The organism is Dietzia timorensis (assembly GCF_001659785.1).
GTDB classification, from domain to species: Bacteria; Actinomycetota; Actinomycetes; order Mycobacteriales; family Mycobacteriaceae; genus Dietzia; species Dietzia timorensis.
The window spans coordinates 1265742-1284169 of sequence record NZ_CP015961.1 but is presented as its reverse complement, the minus strand read 5'-3'; the positions used below and the strand labels follow the sequence as shown (position 1 = coordinate 1284169).

At 66.2% G+C, this 18428-nt stretch carries 15 protein-coding genes and 2 tRNA genes; 5 read left to right on the top strand and 12 right to left on the bottom strand.

The window, feature by feature from the left end:
- Positions 1 to 110: 110 nt before the first annotated feature.
- Both tig and BJL86_RS05895 read right to left on the bottom strand, forming a co-directional pair.
- Positions 111 to 1517: a trigger factor gene (tig, locus tag BJL86_RS05900; RefSeq protein ID WP_067471432.1), complete on the bottom strand. Its 1407-nt coding sequence runs from the start codon at positions 1515 to 1517 to the stop codon at positions 111 to 113.
- A 106-nt stretch (positions 1518 to 1623) separates the two neighbouring features.
- Positions 1624 to 1697: transfer RNA gene (locus tag BJL86_RS05895), tRNA-Pro, on the bottom strand.
- A 308-nt stretch (positions 1698 to 2005) separates the two neighbouring features.
- Here BJL86_RS05895 and BJL86_RS05890 point away from each other — a divergent pair.
- Both BJL86_RS05890 and BJL86_RS05885 read left to right on the top strand, forming a co-directional pair.
- Positions 2006 to 2079, top strand: a tRNA-Gly gene (locus BJL86_RS05890).
- A gap of 307 nt (positions 2080 to 2386) precedes the next feature.
- A complete protein-coding gene (locus BJL86_RS05885; RefSeq protein WP_067471492.1) occupies positions 2387 to 2908 on the top strand; it encodes a DUF1990 family protein in 522 nt (173 codons plus the stop codon).
- Here BJL86_RS05885 and BJL86_RS05880 read toward each other — a convergent pair.
- The 9 genes from BJL86_RS05880 to BJL86_RS05840 all read right to left on the bottom strand — a co-directional run bounded on the left by BJL86_RS05880 (position 2905) and on the right by BJL86_RS05840 (position 12656).
- Complete coding sequence (locus BJL86_RS05880; protein ID WP_067471429.1) at positions 2905 to 3648, bottom strand: pirin family protein; 744 nt, start codon at positions 3646 to 3648, stop codon at positions 2905 to 2907. The genes BJL86_RS05885 and BJL86_RS05880 overlap by 4 nt on opposite strands.
- Positions 3649 to 3710: 62 nt before the next feature.
- Entirely contained in the window at positions 3711 to 5516 is a 1806-nt protein-coding gene (locus BJL86_RS05875) for an ABC transporter ATP-binding protein (protein ID WP_067471426.1), read from the bottom strand.
- Positions 5513 to 7192 carry an ABC transporter ATP-binding protein gene (locus BJL86_RS05870; RefSeq protein WP_082908311.1) on the bottom strand — a complete coding sequence of 560 codons (1680 nt, stop codon included), beginning with the start codon at positions 7190 to 7192 and terminating at the stop codon, positions 5513 to 5515. The genes BJL86_RS05875 and BJL86_RS05870 overlap by 4 nt, the downstream gene beginning before the upstream one ends.
- A 146-nt stretch (positions 7193 to 7338) precedes the next feature.
- Complete coding sequence (locus BJL86_RS05865; RefSeq protein ID WP_067471420.1) at positions 7339 to 7824, bottom strand: ribose-5-phosphate isomerase; 486 nt, start codon at positions 7822 to 7824, stop codon at positions 7339 to 7341.
- A 47-nt stretch (positions 7825 to 7871) separates the two neighbouring features.
- Positions 7872 to 8909: an ABC transporter substrate-binding protein gene (locus BJL86_RS05860; RefSeq protein WP_067471417.1), complete on the bottom strand. Its 1038-nt coding sequence runs from the start codon at positions 8907 to 8909 to the stop codon at positions 7872 to 7874.
- Between the two features lie 105 nt (positions 8910 to 9014).
- On the bottom strand, positions 9015 to 9866 hold the full coding sequence (locus BJL86_RS05855; protein ID WP_067471414.1) for an ABC transporter ATP-binding protein: 852 nt from the start codon (positions 9864 to 9866) through the stop codon (positions 9015 to 9017).
- A complete protein-coding gene (locus BJL86_RS05850; RefSeq protein ID WP_067471411.1) occupies positions 9863 to 10942 on the bottom strand; it encodes a FecCD family ABC transporter permease in 1080 nt (359 codons plus the stop codon). The genes BJL86_RS05855 and BJL86_RS05850 overlap by 4 nt, the downstream gene beginning before the upstream one ends.
- Positions 10939 to 11937, bottom strand: coding sequence for a FecCD family ABC transporter permease (locus BJL86_RS05845; RefSeq protein ID WP_067471408.1), 999 nt, complete (start codon positions 11935 to 11937; stop codon positions 10939 to 10941). The genes BJL86_RS05850 and BJL86_RS05845 overlap by 4 nt, the downstream gene beginning before the upstream one ends.
- Before the next feature lie 107 nt (positions 11938 to 12044).
- A complete protein-coding gene (locus BJL86_RS05840) occupies positions 12045 to 12656 on the bottom strand; it encodes a mycothiol-dependent nitroreductase Rv2466c family protein (protein ID WP_067471405.1) in 612 nt (203 codons plus the stop codon).
- A gap of 190 nt (positions 12657 to 12846) precedes the next feature.
- Here BJL86_RS05840 and pepN point away from each other — a divergent pair, with 190 nt between their 5' ends.
- Positions 12847 to 15441: an aminopeptidase N gene (pepN, locus tag BJL86_RS05835; protein WP_075844873.1), complete on the top strand. Its 2595-nt coding sequence runs from the start codon at positions 12847 to 12849 to the stop codon at positions 15439 to 15441.
- 141 nt (positions 15442 to 15582) lie between these two features.
- Here pepN and BJL86_RS05830 read toward each other — a convergent pair whose 3' ends face one another.
- Positions 15583 to 16182: an HNH endonuclease gene (locus tag BJL86_RS05830; RefSeq protein WP_067477306.1), complete on the bottom strand. Its 600-nt coding sequence runs from the start codon at positions 16180 to 16182 to the stop codon at positions 15583 to 15585.
- Positions 16183 to 16365: 183 nt separating this feature from the next.
- Between BJL86_RS05830 and BJL86_RS05825 the strand changes: the two genes are divergently transcribed.
- Complete coding sequence (locus BJL86_RS05825; protein WP_067477303.1) at positions 16366 to 16755, top strand: globin; 390 nt, start codon at positions 16366 to 16368, stop codon at positions 16753 to 16755.
- Between the two features lie 31 nt (positions 16756 to 16786).
- A complete protein-coding gene (locus BJL86_RS05820; RefSeq protein ID WP_067477300.1) occupies positions 16787 to 18427 on the top strand; it encodes a glycoside hydrolase family 13 protein in 1641 nt (546 codons plus the stop codon).
- Position 18428 lies beyond the last annotated feature (1 nt).

Genomic DNA, 18428 nt, shown 5'->3' with positions numbered 1-18428 from the left:
CCGATTCCATCTATGACGTCGGAGGTACGCGAAAGGCCCTGCGTTCCGGGTCATCCGGGATCGCAGGGCCGATCGGGCGGGCGCCGTCTCAGAGGGCGCCGAAAGCGGTGCTACTCGTCGTCGGTCGAAGCCTCGTCGGTCGAAGCCTCGTCGTTCGAAGCCTCGTCGGTCGAAGCGCCGTCCTCTTCGGAGTCGACCGCCGCACCGAAGTACTTCTCGGTGTCGATGTCATTGCCGGCGGTGTCGGTGACCTTCGCGGCGAGGATGATCTCGGCGAGGGCCTTCGAGCGGCGGACATCGGCGTAGATCGCGCCGACCTGGTTGTTCTGGGCGATCTGCTGCAGGAACTGGTTCGGGTCCATGCCGTTGCGCTGGGCCTGGAACATGATGTGCTGCATCAGCTCGTCCTGATTGACCTCGATCTCCGCGTCCTCGGCGGCCTTATCGAGCACGAGCTGAGTGCGCACGGAACGCTCCGCGCCTTCCTTGACCTCTTTGTCGAAGGTCTCGCGGTCGGTGCCCTGCGCCTCGAGAACGGAGTTGATCGTCTCGTCGTTGTGGGCGGCCTCGCCGAACAGCGAGTGCAGCTGCTGGTGCGCCTCGGAGTCGACGACGCCCTCCGGGGCCTCGAAGTCGACCTTCTCGAGAAGCGCCTCGAGAACCGCGTCGCGGACGGCCTCGGCCTGGGTGCCCTCGGCGCGCTCCGCGACCTGCTTCCCCAGGTCTTCCTTCAGCTCGTCGAGCGTGTCGAACTCGGAGGCCATCTGCGCGAAGTCGTCGTCGGCGGCGGGGAGCTCGCGCTCCTTCACCGAGTTCACCTTCACGGTGACCGTCGCATCCTCACCTGCGTGCTCGCCGGCGACGAGCTTGGTGGTGAAGTCCGCCGACTCACCGGCGGACAGTCCCTGGACGGCCTCCTCGAGACCGTCGAGGAGGGTGCCGCTGCCGACCTCGTAGGACAGGCCCTCGGTGGTGGCTTCCTCGACGGGCTTGCCATCGACAGTCGCGGCGAGATCGATGGACAGGAAGTCCCCCTTCGCGGCGGCACGCTCGACACCGCTGAGGGTGCCGAAGCGGGCGCGAAGGTTGTCGAGCTCGGCGTCGACGTCCTCATCGGAGGTGGCGAGCTCGGGAACCTCGACGGTGAGCGAGGAGGCTTCGGGAACGGTGAAGTCCGGGCGCACATCGACCTCGGCGACGAACTCGACGACGTCGCCGTCCTCGATCTTGGTCACCTCGATCTCGGGCTGCGCGAGCGGGTTGATGTCGTTCTCGCTGAGCGCCTCGGAGTAGCGGGCGGGGATCATGTCGTTAACGACCTGCTGCAGCACCGAACCGCGGCCGACGCGAGCCTCGATCAGCTTCGCCGGAGCCTTGCCCGGACGGAAACCGGGGACGTTCACCTGGCCGGCGAGTGCCTTATAAGCGGCGTCGAAATCCGATTCGAGCTCGGAGAACGGCACCTCGACGGTGATCTTTACTCGGCTCGGGGCCAACTGCTCAACGTTGCTCTTCACAGCGAATGTTCTCCTTAAAGTACGTAATTTTTCTCGTCATCACGCGCCCGTGGCGCGTCCTTGCTAAAAAGCGGCGCCTCTCGTTATTCGAGCGACGCCACAGCCGTCGGGATGACAGGATTCGAACCTGCGACCCTCCGCTCCCAAAGCGGATGCGCTACCAAGCTGCGCCACATCCCGGTCTCCCCCGAGTTCTCCGCCCTCGCTCCAACGTTCGGAGCGCACCGAAGTATTTCGAGGTGGGCACGCAAAACTCGCGTCGCGCGAACGCAACGTCCCCATGCTACGCGAGCATGTCCCCAACGAGTAAATGGGCCAGGAAGTTTGGAGCGAACCCCGGTGTTTGGGTACTGTGTACCGCAGCGGGATGGCCGTTGCTGGTTATCGCTTCGCTTTCGCCCGGAATCTACTTACGAGGATGACGGCGCCACGAAGCCCCTTTCCCGCTGGCGAGAAGCTTCGAGTTTCTTGCCTCTAGCAGCGGAGATGCGAGTGTAGCTTAATGGTAAAGCCCCTGCCTTCCAAGCAGGATACGCGGGTTCGATTCCCGTCACTCGCTCCAGTTGTTAAAGGCGCAGGATCTACAGGTCCTGCGCCTTTAATCATTTCCTCGCACCGCCGCACCACAACGGCCGGAACAGAAGAAGCCAGATAACCTCCCGGAGAATCTCGACCGGCTACCGTCAAAGCATGAGCATGACTCTTACTGCCGACACCATTCCTGCGCGCCGCGCCTACAAGCGTGGGATGTCATTCTCCGCGCTAGACACGGTCGAGAGGACCAGAAACGGCTCTGTGCACGCAGGAAATCGACACTCGCGACCGTGTGTGGCGTTGCGCTCGCGTTTTTCCGGCGGAGCGTCGACGCCGTGACCACCGAGTTCACCTACCCCGACGTCGGTGTTAGCGCCGCAGCGGACCTTCCCGGCGGCTACCACCACCTTGAGCGAGCTCGGACGATCGGCACCGGCCGCGAGGACTTCGTTCGGGCGTCCGATCGACTCGCGGGATGGGAGATGCACCGCCGCGCCGGGATCCGGGTGAGCCCGGATACCCCGCGCGCCGCCGAAGGGGTCGAGGTGCGGCTCTCGCTCGGTGCCGGACCATTGACGATCGGCGCGCCGTGTCGCGTGGTCTACGTGATCGACGACCAGCGCGAGAAGGGTTTCGCATACGGCACGCTTCCCGGCCATCCCGAATCCGGCGAGGAACGGTTCGCCGTCCTGTGGCGCGAGGACGACGTCGTCGAGATGAGTATTCGCGCGTTTTCGCGCCCGGCCACGTGGTGGGCGAGACTCGGCGGGCCGGTCGCGCGCCGGGTTCAGCTCGGCATTACCCAGCGGTACCTGCGAGCGATGGACCAGCGCCGCCAGGGCCGAGCGCGTCCCTAGAAGTGCGCGTGCATCCGCCACACGAGAAATTCGACCGGCTCCTCGCCTATCGCCTCGACCTGGAAGGCGGGCGCGTCGGTGAGTCGCAGCGCGTCACCGGGGTGAAGGTCGACGGGCGAATCGGCTTCGGCGGCGTCAATATGAACGCGCGCGGAGCCTCGGGCAAGGAACACATGGTGGAATGGCGCGACCTTGACGTCGAGCACCGCCCCCGGCCGGGGGCGCGCAATATCCAGCGCAGTCCAACGGTTGTGGAGGCCGATGCCGGGGTCCTCGCCGGGAAGGCCGGACAACGCGGTGACGAGTTCGCCGGAGGCCAGCTCGTCGTTGAGGTCGGTCTGCGCGTACTCGGGTTCGACCCCTGCGGTGTCCGGCGCGGCCCACATCTGTAGGACGTGGAGCTTGTTCGCGGGATCGGGATTGCGCTCGGTGTGGCGAATGCCCTTGCCTGCGGAGATGCGCTGAATCCAGCCCGCGGAAATCTCGCCGGTATGCCCCGCGGAATCGGCGTGCTCGACTCGGCCGTTGAGCACCCAGGTGACGATTTCGGCATCGGTGTGCGTGTGCGGGTCGACGCCCATGAGCGAGTCGATCTCGTCGTCGTTGTGCACCATGAGCGTGCCGTGAGCGCCGGCGGCGAGGTCGAAGTTTCCCGCGAACGCGAACGAGAATCGGCTGTGGATGCCGTCGATCCGCTGGAAGGTTCGGTCGTCTGCGCGTCGAACGTCGATTGTTGTCATGTCACTTAAAACCTGCGGGGTCGCGCGGATATTCCTCGGCGGCGGCGCGGGTTATCGCCGGGTTACACATTCCACGCCTCCCAGAGCTCGGCGTAGAGGCTGCCTGCGGCGACGAGTTCGTCGTGCGTGCCCTGCTCGACGATGCGGCCGTGCTCCATGACGAGGATGCGATCGGCGCGGTGGGCCTGATTGAGGCGGTGGGCGACGACAAGCCCTGCCCTGCCGTCGAGTACCTTCGCGGCGGCGGTCTCCAGCGCCCGCGCGCCAGACGAGCCGGCTTCGGCGGTGGCTTCGTCGAGGACCACGAGATCCGGATCGGCGAGCTGAACGCGAGCGAGCGCAAGAAGCTGGTCCTCCAATGGCGAAAGGCGATGCCCGCCATCTCCGATGTCGGTGTCGAGCCCCTCGGGAAGCGAGAATGCGAAGTCGGCGCCGACCGCGCGCAACGCGTCCTCTACCTCTACCGCGTCCGCTTCGGGCTTGGCGAGAGCGACGTTATCGCGCACGGTACCGACGAAGGTGTGCACCTCCTGGGACACCATGCACACGTGCGCGCGCAGCTCCGGCTCGGCGAAGTCGGATAGCTGCCTTTCGCCGAAGCGCGCTGAGCCGGTCGACGGAGTGAGAATGCCAGCAGCGATCTTGGCCATCGTCGTCTTGCCCGAGCCGGTCGTGCCGACGACGGCGATCACGGTGCCGGGCGGCACCTCGAGATCGACGCCGTGTAGCACAGGTTCGTGCGCGTCATCCTCGTCGCCGGCTGCGGGGTAGGTGAACTCGACCGAGGACAGTGCGATGCCGGAGTTTGGCCCCGAAGCCGCTTCCGATCCCCGCGCCGCACAAGCGGCCCCCGACGATTGCGCGGTTGCCACCGCAGCAGTCGACGCCTGGATTACCCCGACCATGCGCGTGAGCGACGCGCCGGCGGAGAGCATCTCATCGAATAGCCCGACGATGGCACCGATCGGATTGAACAAACGGTGGTAGACAAGCGCCGCGGTGGTCACGGCTCCGGCAGTGGTCTCGTCGAACCACACAAGCGCGAAGCCCGCGATGATGATGCACGACAGCACCACTGCCTCCGCGCGGTTGTTCCTGCTCATCGCGCTGGCGAGGAACCGAAACACGCCGATCGACAGGTCGCGCGCCTCGGTGGACGCGGAGTGGATGCGTTCGAGTTCGACCTGTTGCTTGCGGTACGCGCGGAGTGTGTCCCTCCCGGTCAGGCTTGACAGCAGCCGCCCGGCGCGGCGACCGAAGGCCGCGCGTTCGGCGCGGTACATCGGCTCGCCACGGGGCAGGTACCAGGCAATCGTCAGGTAGTACATGGGCACCGCGACGAGGCCGACGAGCCCGAGCCGCCAGTCGAGCGCGGTGAGCCCGATCGCAGAGATCACCACGACGAACACCGACTGAAGAAACAGCGGCAGAATCTGTTCGGTGGATTCGGAGATCTTGCGAGAATCGTCGGCAACGCGGGACACGAGATCGCCCGTCCCGGTCCGCTCGACGGTCCCCGAGTCCAGTTCGAGCGCGCGGCTCATCACGTCCTCGCGCAGGCGCGACACCGCGGGTTCGGTGACGCGCGCGAGCGCCGCCCTCCCGATCCACGTGCCCAGACCGAGGACGATGCCTGCGACCACGACGATCACTGCTCCCCGCCACACGGCCGCGGCGCTCGGATCGGCACGCAGTTCGTCCACGAGTCCGCCGATCACCCACGGCCCCGCGAGCCCGGCGACCGCTGTGATGATGCCCGCGAGCACCACCACCGTGATGGGCGCCGCCCGCCCGCGCAGCTGTCGGCCGAGGTAGCGGAAGGAGTCGCGGTAGCCCGCGATCGGAAGCTGCGTGGCCGGGGCGCTCATCGGCTCACCGTCTCTCGGTAAGCCTGCGAGGTCTCGGCGAGCTGGGCATGGTCGCCTGTGACGGCGGACGTCCCCTCTTCCACGAACACCACGGTCTCGGCAGCGGCGAGGAATGCGGGCGAGGAGGTGAGCACAAGCGTGCACCGCCCCCGCCGGAGCTCCGCTAGCGAATTGGCGATGGCGGCCTCGGTGACCGCGTCCACTGCGGTCGTCGGGTCATGGAGCACGAGAACATCGGGGTCGGCAGACAGCGCGCGGGCGAGCGCGACGCGTTGGCGCTGCCCGCCGGACAGGTTGGTGCCGAGGTCCTGGATCCGGTGATCCACTCCCCCTGGCAGTAATTCGACTATTTCGGCGACGCCCGAGGCGCGCAACACCCGCTCGTCGATCTCGATGTCCGCGGCGTGGTCGAGCGCGATGTTCGAGCGCAGGGTTCCGGAGAACAGGTCGACGCCGTGCGGGGCGACGACCATTTGGCGCGAACCCGACGCGGCGAGCGCGGCGACGAGGCGGGCGGCGTCGGACGGTTTCTGCGTGACCACCGCGGTGAGGGCGCCGGGGGCGGCATGGAATTCGAGGGGTCCGGCGTCATCCAGCGGTGGGAGCGTTACGCGAAGGCCCCTCATAGCCGATACTTCTACATCCATAGAGGCCGTCGAGGGTTCGTCGCCCGTCGCGCCGGAGGATGCGGTCTCGCCGAGGTAACCGGCGATGCGGGCGGCGGCGCCGCGCGAGCGAGAGAAGCGGCCGATGATCTGCGCGAGCGCCTGCATCGGCTCGGTGAAGAATGCGGCGACCCCGAGCACGGCGACGAAGGTACCGATCCCCATGTCGCCGCTGGTCACGCGCAGTCCTGCGGTGAGTATGACGGCGGCGAGCACGCCCATCATGGTGAGCGCGCCGATGCCTTCGAGCAGGCCCGATCGCGAGCCGGTGGCGATGCCCGCGGTGGCAGCGTCGCGCGAGAGGGTGCGGTAGCGGCCGAGGGCCCAGCGCTCGCCCCCGAGGGATTTGAGAACCCCGATGCCCTGCATGAGGTCCGAGGCGCTGCGCCCCGCCGCGCCGATAGCTTCCTGCTGTGCGGTCGAGCGCGCCGTGATCGCGCGGCTCGCCAGCGAGACGGCGACCAGTGAGAGCGGCACCCCGATCGCGACGACGAGCCCGGTGAGCGGATCGGCGACGAAGAGGTAGACCGCGGCGACGATTAGTCCGAGGAGCGCGGCGCTACCGCGGCCGACGTGGAAAAACACCTCCGCGGTGACGTCGGCGTCGGCGGACGCGAGGGACAGCACCTCCCCCGGCGCTCGTTCGTTGCGGGATTCGGTGGCGAGCGCGGCGTCGGCGACCTCGACGCGCATCGCGTGCGATTCCTGCTCGCGAACTTTCTGGAATGCCCGCGCGCCCAAGCGGTAGCCGTAGCTGAGGACCACGAAGAGCAGCGCGAGGCCAATGATCGACACGACGAGAGCGGTGAGATTCTTCGGGATCACTGCGTGGTCGATGATGAGGCCGATGGCGACGGGGACGAGGGTTTCGCAGACCTGCCACGTCGACATGAGAAGGATGCCGAGGGCAACCGTGCCGGGGTGCCTCCGCAGCGACCGCAGGAGCAAGGCGTCGCCTGTGGCTGGGGGATCGTTGTCGGTGGCGCGGCGTTCGCGAGCGGGGGCTGTCATCGTCGGCAAATATTACGGGCGTTCTGGGGAAAGCACCAGCAATGCGAGGCCATCGACGAGCTCAGACAGCGGAGGCTCAGCACCGGCACACGAAGAAGCCGCCGTCCTCGTAGTGGGAACGGCGGCGTCATCGGAAAAATAGCGTGCTACAGCGACTTCGGCTCGGCTGGGAGGTCCGGGGCTTCGTGGTTCGACTCGTACTCGGCGAGGATGTCGATGCGGCGCTGGTGGCGGGGCTCCTCCGACCAGGCCTGGCCGACGAAGGCGTCGGCGATCGCGAGGATCTCCTCTGGCGAGTGCATGCGGCCGCCGATGCCGACGAGCTGGGCATTGTTGTGCTCGCGTGCCAGCTTCGCCGTCTCCACTGACCAGGCCAGCGCGCAGCGGGCGCCGGGAACCTTGTTCGCGGCGATCTGCTCGCCGTTGCCGGAACCGCCGAGCACGAAGCCGAGGCTGCCCGGGTCGGCGACTACGCGCTCGGCCGCCGCGATGCAGAAGGCCGGGTAGTCGTCGACCGCGTCGTACTCGTGGGCACCGCAGTCGATGACCTCGTGGCCCGCGGCCACCAGGTGCTCGGCGATGGCGTTCTTGGCTTCGAATCCGGCGTGGTCTGCTCCGAGGTAAATGCGCATGTCACGAATTCTGCCATGACTCGTCCCCCTCGGATCGCTAACCCCGGCTACTTCCCTTCGACGGCCGCCGATAAGGGCCCCTCGATGTTGTCGAGAACGTAATCGAGACTGAGGACAGTCTGCCAACCAAATGCCTTTTCGAGTTCGTCCTCGAGGTACAGCGTGTTGCCGTTCTCCATCGCGGGAAGGTTCGCGAACGCCGGCTCATTCTCGACGGTCGCGCGGCCCTCGGGTGCGTAGGACAGCTGATCCCACACCACGACGTCGGCGTTGATCTTGCGGGCCTCTTCCTTGGAGAACTCGCCATAGAACTTATCGCCTGCGGCCGCGTCCGGCTCGGGCGTCGCAGCGAAACCGAGGGCAGTAAAGAACTGCTGCCGCGGGTCCTTGCTCGCAAATGCGGTCAGTCGTTCGCCGTCGTACGTTGCGATCGTCGCGGACTTGCCAGCCCATTCGGGATGCTTCTCCGCGAGGCCTGACATCTTGTCCTTCACGCCGTTGACAAGTTCATCGGCCTTGTCCGGCTGGCCTAGAGCCGCACCGATTTGCGCGGTCGTCACGTCCCACGGCTGCTGGTAGTCCTCAAATTCGCCTTGCTGGGCGATTACGGGCGCTATCTTCGACAGCTCGTCGTACGTTCCCTGGTCAATGCCCGAATAGGTCGCGATAATGAGGTCCGGTCGCATCGCCGCGACTTTTTCCGGCTCGATGTCCTCCGCGTCGTAGCTTTCTGGCTGCTCGCCGGTGATCTTGTCCGCCGCCCAGTCGCCGGCTGCTTGACCCTCCGGCGCCATCCCGTCCCAATAACGCACCGCCACCGGGGTCACACCCAGTGCGAGCACGGCATCCTGATCTGTGTATCCCAGCGTCACCACTCGGGCGGGCGCCTCCTCCACAGTGGTTTCGCCAAACTTGTGCTCGATAGTCGCGGGGAGAGCGCCTTCCTCGACAAGCTCTGCCGCCTGGTTCTCGGCCCCACCGTTATCAGCGCCGTTGCCGTCCGACTCGGATCCGCTGCATGCGGAGACGCCGCCGAGGATGACGAAGGTTGCGGCGGCTGCCGCAGCCAGTTTGGAAATACTCACGTGGTTCTCCTAAACGCTATGGCCCCTGGGGCCGATGAGGGTCCGTACGAAGCTGCGCGGACCACACTGACAAAACGCGATTAAGGATAGCCTATTCATACCTAGCTAGTCGTTTTCCACCTGTTCGCTTCCTTTGAAGTCTGCATGCACTTTTCTCTGACCGATGGGGACAACCAGCGGCCTATCCGAGACAGGGTCTGCGATCACTTTGCTGCGGAGACCGAAGACATCGCTCAAGAGTTCCTCGGTGATGACGTCGGACGGAGGCCCCTGTTCGACGATGGCACCCTCGCCCATCACGACGAGGTGATCGCAGTAGCGGCAGGCCAGCGAGAGGTCGTGGAGCACCATTATCACGGTGCGTCCGTGTTGAGTGTGCAGGTCATCAACGAGATCTAGCACCTCGAGACTGCGCGCAAGATCGAGATACGTCGTCGGCTCGTCGAGGAAGACGATATCGCTTCGTTGCGCCAGAACCATCGCGATCCACACGCGTTGCCGCTGCCCGCCGGAAAGCGATTCGATCGTCCTCTCGGAGAACTCGGTCATGCTCACGAGGCGGAGTGAATCGAGCACTACGTCCTTGTCCGAGGCTGACCATTGCCGAGCCCACGTCTGGTGAGGCTGGCGACCGAGTGCAACGAGATCAATCACCCGCGTCCCTGCCGGTGCGATCGGGTTCTGCGGCAGCATCGCCAGTTCGCGGGCCAGTTCGCGTCGCGAAATTTTCGCGACCTCACGTTCACCGATGCGAACGACGCCGTTCCTCACGGGCAGCAATCCGGACATTGCCTTGAGGAGTGTCGATTTCCCCGAACCATTCGGCCCGATGATGCCAGTGGTCATTCCGCGGGGAAATTCGACGTCCAAGCCTGTAATGACGGCCTTGTCTTTGTAACCCACGTGCAGGCCGGTCGCCGTCATCGCTGGTTCGTTGAGCTTCGTGGCCTTGGTCATACTGTCGACTTCCTGTTGGCCTGTACGAGACAGAAGATGAGAAATGGCGCGCCGAGCACCGCCGTCACGACCCCCACGGGGAAGCTGGTGTCAGAGAACAAGGCAGTTCCGGCGAGGTCGGCGACAAGCACGAGGGCTCCACCGCACAAGCCACTGGCCAGGAGCGGCGGATTAGGTTCGCCGGAAATAAGCCGCGCCAATTGAGGCGCGGCAAGGGCCACGAAGCCCACAGGGCCGGCCGCTGCGACGGCGCCGGCGGCCATGACGATGGCGGCGCACCATAATGCCGCTCGTACACGATCGGCCGGCACTCCCAAAGCTTTGGCAATGTCGTCACCGAACGACAGGGCGTGAAGCGATCGCGCCAAAGCCACGACGATGCCGACGCCAAGCGTGCTCGTGAGGGCAACGGGAATGACGTGGCTCCAGGTTCTTCCCGTCAACGAACCGGCAAGCCATGCACTCGCCTCAGCGGCCAAGTTGATATCGGCGCGAACTAGGAAATACGTAACGGCAGCTCCGGCTATCGCATTCATTCCGACACCGATGAGGACTAGGCGTAGCGGGTCCATTCCCCCACGCCACGCGAGGATCCACACAAGTCCGGAAGTCACGAGCCCGCCGGTGATAGCAGCGATCGGCACTCCGTAGATGTGCGCGGCAAAGGCAGGGAAAGTGACAATCGCGCCGACGGCGAAGGCACTGGCACCCATGGTGATGCCGATGATGTCGGGGCTGGCAAGTGCGTTGCGCGCAAGTGTCTGCGTCACCGCTCCGGCGGCCGCGAGTCCCACTCCGACCAAAATCCCGACCAATGCTCTCGGCATTCGCCATTCAAGGATGACTATCCTGTCGAAGTCGTTACCGCCGCCGAGCAGGCTCTGGATGACCTCTGCTGCGGGAATTGGATAGTCACCTTGGCCGACTTCCACCACGAGAGCAAGGAGTAGCACAACCAATAGGACGGCCCCGGTGGCAATCGAACGGTAGCGAAGGCGCATCCGCGGGGTGGGGAGGATGAACTCCCCAGGGCGCAAAATCGGCGTCTGGTGACGCCGGGTAGACGTCGCGGTCATACTTCGATCAGCCCCCGGCGACGCACGAGTGCAATGAACACCGGAGCGCCGATCGCTGCCAACACGATTCCCGCGTTGAGTTCCGCCGGTGCAATCACTCGTCGCCCGACGACGTCGGCGAGGAGCACGAATCCTGCCCCTGCGAGCGGCGCCGCCGGCAGGACCCAGCGATAGTCGGGACCCGTCAACGCGCGAATGGCGTGCGGTGCAAGCAACCCCAGGAACGCCAGCGGTCCGGCGACGCACGTGGCTCCGCCAGCCAGCAGGGTCACGGCAACCAGCCCCATCACTCGGCTCCTGGGTACGTTGATTCCCAACGATTGCGCGGTGTCCGGTCCTATCGCCAGGGCGTTGAGAGCTGGCGCGGAGGATAGCGCGATAACGGCGCCCGCGAACAGAATCGGTGCGACCACGGCCAATATCGAAGGTTCGACCGACGACAGGGCACCGCTATTCCAGAACCGCAGTTGGTTGAGTGATGCACGGTTGCGGAGGATCATTGCCGTGGTCAATGCTGTGAACAGTGCCGTCATCGCCGCCCCTGCAAGAATCAAGGTCGTCGACGCCGAAAGCCCTCCGGACAGTGCGGAGATCGAGAACACGATAACCGACGCGACGACCGCACCCACCAAGGCGGCGGCGACTTGAGCGTAAATGCTGGTGTTGCCGAAAGCGAAGACGACGAGAACGACGGCGAATGCCGCACCCGATGACACACCGAGAATGCTGGGGTCGGCCAACGCGTTTCTCGTGTGTCCCTGAATAGTCGCCCCGGCCAGCGCCATGGCCGCTCCCACGCAAATCCCGAGAATCGTGCGGGGCAGTCGTTGCCCCCACACGATCTCGCCAATTTCGGAGTGGCGAGCCGATGGGTCGGCGAGCACCGTGGCCACCTCCGCCACCGAGAGCGGCCGCGCGCCGACGAATATCGACAGGATTATCGCAGCTACCACCATCACACACAGGGCAGCAATCAGCGCCGATCTACGAATCACAAAGGGCAGTCTAACTTAACCTGCTACGTGCAATATCCTTTGGACTGCGGTCGGCTCCGGCTTGGGAGAGACTCGCATCGATCGAGGTGCTCTATGCGGGTTCCGACCTAGTCGAACTGCGGCGACTCCGTGCGCGAACGCTTGAGCTCAAAGAAGTACGGGTACTTCGCGGCCTGGATGACGCCGTCGAACAGGTCGAGCGCTTCCTGCCCGCGAGGAATCCGGGTGATCACGGGGCCGAAGAACGCCGAACCGCCGACGTGCAGAGTCGGCGTGCCGACCTCGTCGCCCACGGGATCCATGCCGCGGTGGTGGGACTCGCGCAGCTTCTCGTCGTAGTCCGTCGAGTTCGCGGCGTCGGCGAGTTCAGCAGGCAGGCCATTTTCCTCGAGCGACTCGGCGATCACGGCGGCCAGGTCTTCGCGGCGTCCGGCGTCATGAATCCGCTTTCCCAACGACGTGTAGAGCGGGCCGAGCACCTCCTCGCCGTGCGCCTCCGCGGCGGCGATGCACACGCGCACCGGGCCCCAGGCTTCGGCGAGCATCGCACGGTAGTCGTCGGGGATGTCCTTGTCCTCGTTGAGGACGGCGAGGCTCATCACGTGCCAGCCGACGGACACGTCCCGCTGGGACTGCACCTCGTGGATCCACCGGGAGGTGACCCACGCGAACGGGCAGAACGGATCGAAGTAGAAGTCGACGTGCTCGGTGGTGCTCAATTCAGGTCCCCTTTTCGCAGGATCATGTGCGGTCGTGTGCGCGGTTTCGCCCCACCAGCTTGCGCCCACTGTCGGCTATCTCGCCACCAGTGGCGGGATCGGGGTCCGCGCCAAGAGGGTAAAACTTGAAGGCAGGACACGAACCGACGAGTTCGCACACCACACGCCGCACGAACTTTTGGAGGCTTAGATGACATCCGTGAACCTCACCCGGGACGAAGCGCAAAAGCGTTCCGAGCAACTCGAGGTCGACCATTACGCCATCGACCTCGACCTGTCGGGCGTCCTGGACGCTCCGTCGGAGGGCCCGCACACCTTCGGTTCGAAGACCACCGTCAGGTTCCGGGCACTCGAGGATGAGGTCTCCACGTTTATCGACCTGCGGGCCGCGCACAATGTCTCCGCGACGCTCAACGGCGAGGACATCGATACCTCCGGCTACAGCTCCGATAGGGGCCTGCCCCTTACCGGGCTGCGCGGCGAATGCGAATTGGTCGTGACGGCGGACCTCGAATACACCACGACTGGCGAGGGACTCCACCGCATGGTGGACCCGGTGGATAACGAGGTGTACCTGTACACCCAGTTCGAATCGGCCGATGCCAAGCGCGTGTTCGCATGCTTCGACCAGCCCGATCTCAAGGCGACGTACTCGCTCGCCGTCACCGCACCCGCGCACTGGGAGGTTGTGTCCAACGGGGCAACGGACAACATCGCCGACGCCGCCGGCGACACCAAGATTCATACATTTGTAGAGACCGAGAAGATGTCCACGTATCTCGTGGCGCTTATCGCCGGCCCTTACCACCACGTCTCCGACGAGTTCGTCGACGGCGACGTGCGGATCCCGCTGCGCCTGCTGTGCCGCGGCTCGCTCGCCGAGCACCTCGATGCCGAGCGGCTGTTCACCGAAACGAAGCAGGGTTTCGCCTTCTACCACGAGGTTTTCGGCATCCCCTACCCCTTCGGTAAGTACGACCAGATCTTCGTTCCCGAGTACAACATGGGTGCGATGGAGAACGCCGGTGCGGTGACGTTCCTCGAGGACTACGTGTTCCGCTCCCGAGTGACCGGGTACCGGTACGAACGACGCAACGAGACGATTCTCCACGAGATGGCGCACATGTGGTTCGGCGATCTGGTGACGATGCGGTGGTGGGACGACCTGTGGCTCAACGAGTCCTTCGCCACGTACGCGTCCGTGCTCGCCCAGACCTCGGCCTCGGAGTACAAAGAGGCGTGGACGACCTTCGCGAACGTCGAGAAGTCGTGGGCGTACCGCCAGGACCAGCTTTCCTCCACCCACCCCGTCGCCGCGGACATGGTCGACCTGGAGGCCGTGGAGCGGAACTTCGACGGGATCACCTACGCCAAGGGCGCCTCGGTACTCAAGCAGCTGGTCGCCTACGTCGGCCTCGACCCGTTCCTCGCGGGGCTGCGCCAATACTTCAATGACCACGCGTGGGGCAATGCCACGTTTGCCGATCTCGTGTCCGCGCTGGAGGCCTCCAGCGGCCGCGACCTGTCGGACTGGTCGGACAAGTGGCTGCGCACGACCGGCCTAAATACCTTCCGCGCGGAAGTCACCCGCGGCGAGGACGACACGATCGCCGCGCTCGACCTCGTACAGGGCGGCGCGGCGCCCGGAGCCGGCGAGCTGCGCATGCACCGCATCGGCGTGGGCATCTACTCGCGCGACGACCAGGGCAAGCTGGTGCGTTCGGACTACGCCGAGCTCGACGTCACCGGCGAGCGCACCTCGGTCGACGAGCTCGTCGGCAAGCCCGCCGGAGACCTGATTCTCGTCAACGACAACGACCTCACCTACTGCTCGGCGAAGCTCGACGACGCCTCGCTCGAGGTGGTCCTCGCGGAGCTCGAGAACATCTCCGACTCGCTCGCTCGCACCCTCGCGTGGTCCGCGCTGTGGGAGATGACCCGCAACGCCGAACTCCCCGCGCGGCGCTTCATCGAGGTGGTCAGCCGCGCGATCGGCGCGGAAACCCACGTCGGCGTCGTGCAGAAGGTGCTCGGCCAGGCGCACGTGGCGCTGAGCCGCTACGCCGACCCGGATTGGGCCGCCGCCCACGGGTGGCCGCAGTTCTCCGAGGCCATGCTCGCGCATGCCCGCGCCGCCACCCCCGGTTCGGACTACCAGCTCGCGTTCTTCACCGCGCTCGCCGAGGCGCCGCTGCGCGCCGACGAGCGTGCGCTCATGCGGAACCTGCTCGTCGACGACCCGGCGTCGCAGGGACTGGAAGGTCTCGCGGTCGACACCGATCTGCGCTGGAGCATCCTCACCTCGCTGGTCGCCGGCGGGATGGCGGACGCTGACGATATCGACGCCGAGCTGGCCAGGGACAACACGGCCTCGGGTGCGCGGCGCGCGGCCACGGCGCGTGCGGCCCGCCCCGAGGCGGCGGCGAAGCTCGCGGTGCTCGACCTCATCACGCGCACGGGCGCGGAAGCTCCGAGCAACGCGGTCGTCCGCGCCTCCCTCGCGGGCCTGCCGTTTCCGGGCCACGAGCATCTCCTCGCCGAGGTCGAGCGCCGTTACCTGGAGACCATCGACGAGCTGTGGACGTCCCGCCCCGGCGAGATCGCTCTGACCACCTCCGAGATGCTGTTCCCCGCGTGGAGCATCGATCCCGACACGATCGTCCGCTTCGACGCCGTCGCCGCCGACGAGGCGCGGCCGAGCGCGCAGCGCCGCACGATCGCCGAGATGGTGGACGACCTGCGCCGCGCCCTGGCCGCGCGCGAGGCGGACCGGAAGGCCGGCTAGGCCTCGGCGGCTCGCGCCGGATCACTCAGGTATGACGTCGTACTCTGCGGTCGTGTGACCGCCTGGGTACGACGTCATACTTTTGAGGTCCAGGCGTGCCTCCGCGCGCGGGCCACATCGGGTCAAGGGCGCAGGGTCTCGCTAGGCGACGAGGTAGTCCTCCCAGTGGGGGCCGAACTCGCGCAGCGAGGACACGAGCCGCCAGTTCCTGCCCTGCGGGGCGACGAGCTTGTGCCGCAGCGACCAGCCGAGTTCGGCGAGCATCTTGTCGGCCTTCTTGCGGTTGCAGCGTTCGCAGCAGGCAACGCAGTTCTCCCACGAGTGCTCGCCCCCGCGGCTGCGCGGGACGACGTGGTCGATCGTGGTGGCGCGCACGCCGCAGTAGCCGCAGCGGTTGCCGTCGCGGTGCATGAGCGCGGCCCTGGTCATCGGGACCTTCGCGCGGTGAGGGATGTGGACGTATTCGCGGAGCCGGATCACCGATGGCACGCGCACTTCTCGGGTTTCCGAGCGCATCACGTGCAGCTCGGGGTTGTCGTGGACCACGTCGGCTTTGCCGCAGAGCAGCATGACCACCGCTCGCCTCGCGGTCAGCGCGGTGAGCGCCTCATATCCGGCGTTGAGCAGGAGCACGCGGGGGTGTGGGGCGCAGGGGATGTCCGGGCTGCGTGCTGCGGATCCCGCAGTCGCCTCCCGGCTAGGCCTTCGCTCTTTTATCGCGCTTTGCCCGTTGCTGCCCATCAATCGGCTCCTTCGCCTGAATGCTTCAAGCACACATGCGCGGGCGGCGGGTGTTGCCGCCGCCCGGCCCTAGTGGAAAGCACACCACACTTAGCTCGCGAGCGCATCAACTAATTTCGCGAGTCCAGGCGACAAGTGGGTAAATTTTCGGTGGATTTAGGCCCCCACGCCTGCGTTGGCACAATGGGAGGCATGAGCTTCTACGACGAGGTTGGCGGGCACGAGACGTTTCGCAAGATCGTCCACGAGTTCTATGCGGGCGTCGCGAAGGACGAGCGGCTGTACCCGATGTACCCGGCGGACGATATGGACGGCGCCGAGGAGCGCCTACGTATGTTCCTCGAACAGTACTTCGGCGGGCCGCACACCTATTCCGAGCAGCGCGGCCATCCTCGCCTGCGCATGCGGCACATGCCCTATGTCATCGACTCGACCGCCCGCGATGCCTGGCTAGAGAACATGGTCGCCGCCGTGGACTCGATCGACTCCGCCACGATGAGCGACGATCACCGCACCGCGATGCTCGACTACTTCCACCACGCCGCCGAATTCATGGTCAACGCGCCCGGCTGATCGCTCGCACGGCCGAGGGCACACTGGAAGCATGACGGGAACCGAGAACCGGACGCATCCGCCGCATCGCCCGTGGAACGACATGGTGCTCTACCAGGTCTACCCCCGGTCCTTTCAGGATTCGGACGGCGACGGCGTGGGCGACCTACCCGGTATCACCCGCCGAATCGACTACCTCCACGACCTCGGCGTCGACGGGGTGTGGCTCAACCCGATCATGGCGTCCCCCGGGCACGACCACGGCTACGACGTGTCCGACCCGCGCGCGATCAACCCGCTGTTCGGCAGCACCACCGACCTCGCCACACTCCTCGACGCGCTGCATTCGCGCGGCATGGTCCTCATCATGGACCTCGTCCCCAACCACTTCTCGGCCGAGCACCCCTGGTTCGCCGAGGCGCTCGCCGCTCCGCCTGGCTCGCCCGCCCGCGACCGCTTCATCTTTCGCCCCGGTTCGGGGGATGACGGCGCCGCTCCGCCGAATAACTGGCCGTCCGTGTTCGGCGGCTCGGCCTGGGACCGCGTGCCCGGCGATACTTCCGCTCCCTCCCAGTGGTACCTTCACCTGTTCGATTCGAGCCAGCCCGACGTCAACTGGGACAACCCCGACATTCGCGCCGACATGGATCGCACGCTGCGCCACTGGCTGGAGCTCGGGGTCGACGGCTTCCGCATCGACGTCGCCCACGGCATGGCCAAGCCACCGGGGCTGCCGGATATCTCGGATCCCGACGACCTCCCGCAGCTCGTCGTCTCGGACAACGAGCTGCGCTTCGACCAGCCCGGCGTGCACGAACTGCACCGCAGGATCCGATCGGTGGTCGATGAGTTCGACGACAAACGCACCTTCGCCGAGGCCTGGATCGGCCGGCCCGAGCGCCTCGCCCGCTACCTCGCGCCCGACGAGCTGCACCACGCCTTCGGGTTCGCGCTCACCGAGGCGGGCTTCGCGGCGGACGAGATCCGCGCGGGAATCGAGGACACTCTCGCCGCGTCCCGGCTCTCGGGGGCCGCGCCGACGTGGGCGCTGTCCAACCACGACGTCATCCGCGAGGTGACGCGCTACGGCGGGGGCGAGCTCGGCCTTGCGCGCGCCCGCGCGATGGCACTGGTCGTGCTCGCGCTGCCCGGAATTCCCTTCGTCTACGCCGGCGCCGAACTCGGCCTCGAGAACTCCGGCGACATCCCCGACGAGCGGCTCACCGACCCCAACTTCCTGCGCACCGGGGACCGCACGGCCGCGCGCGACGGCGAGCGCGTCCCTCTGCCGTGGTCCGGCACCGAGCCGCCGTACGGATTCTCTACAACGGTAAATACGTGGCTGCCGCAGCCTGAGGGCCTCGCCGAAATCACCGCCGAGCGACAGGCCCACGAGCCGGGTTCGATGCTCACGCTCTACCGCGAGGCGATCGCCCTGCGTAAGAGCTTCGCGGGCTACCGGGAACCGGATATCACCTGGCACGATGCGCCGAACGGCTGCCTGTCGTGGTCCTATGACGGCGGAGTTCACCTCCTCCTCAACGCCACCTCCACACCGGTCGATTTCGCACACCTCGCGCCGGCGGGCGCCCGCGAGGACGAGATCATTCTCGTCTCTACTTCACTAGAGGGAGGCGACGTTCCGGCGAATACAGCGGTGTGGCTGGATAGGCGCCCGCGCCGCGGAAACTAGC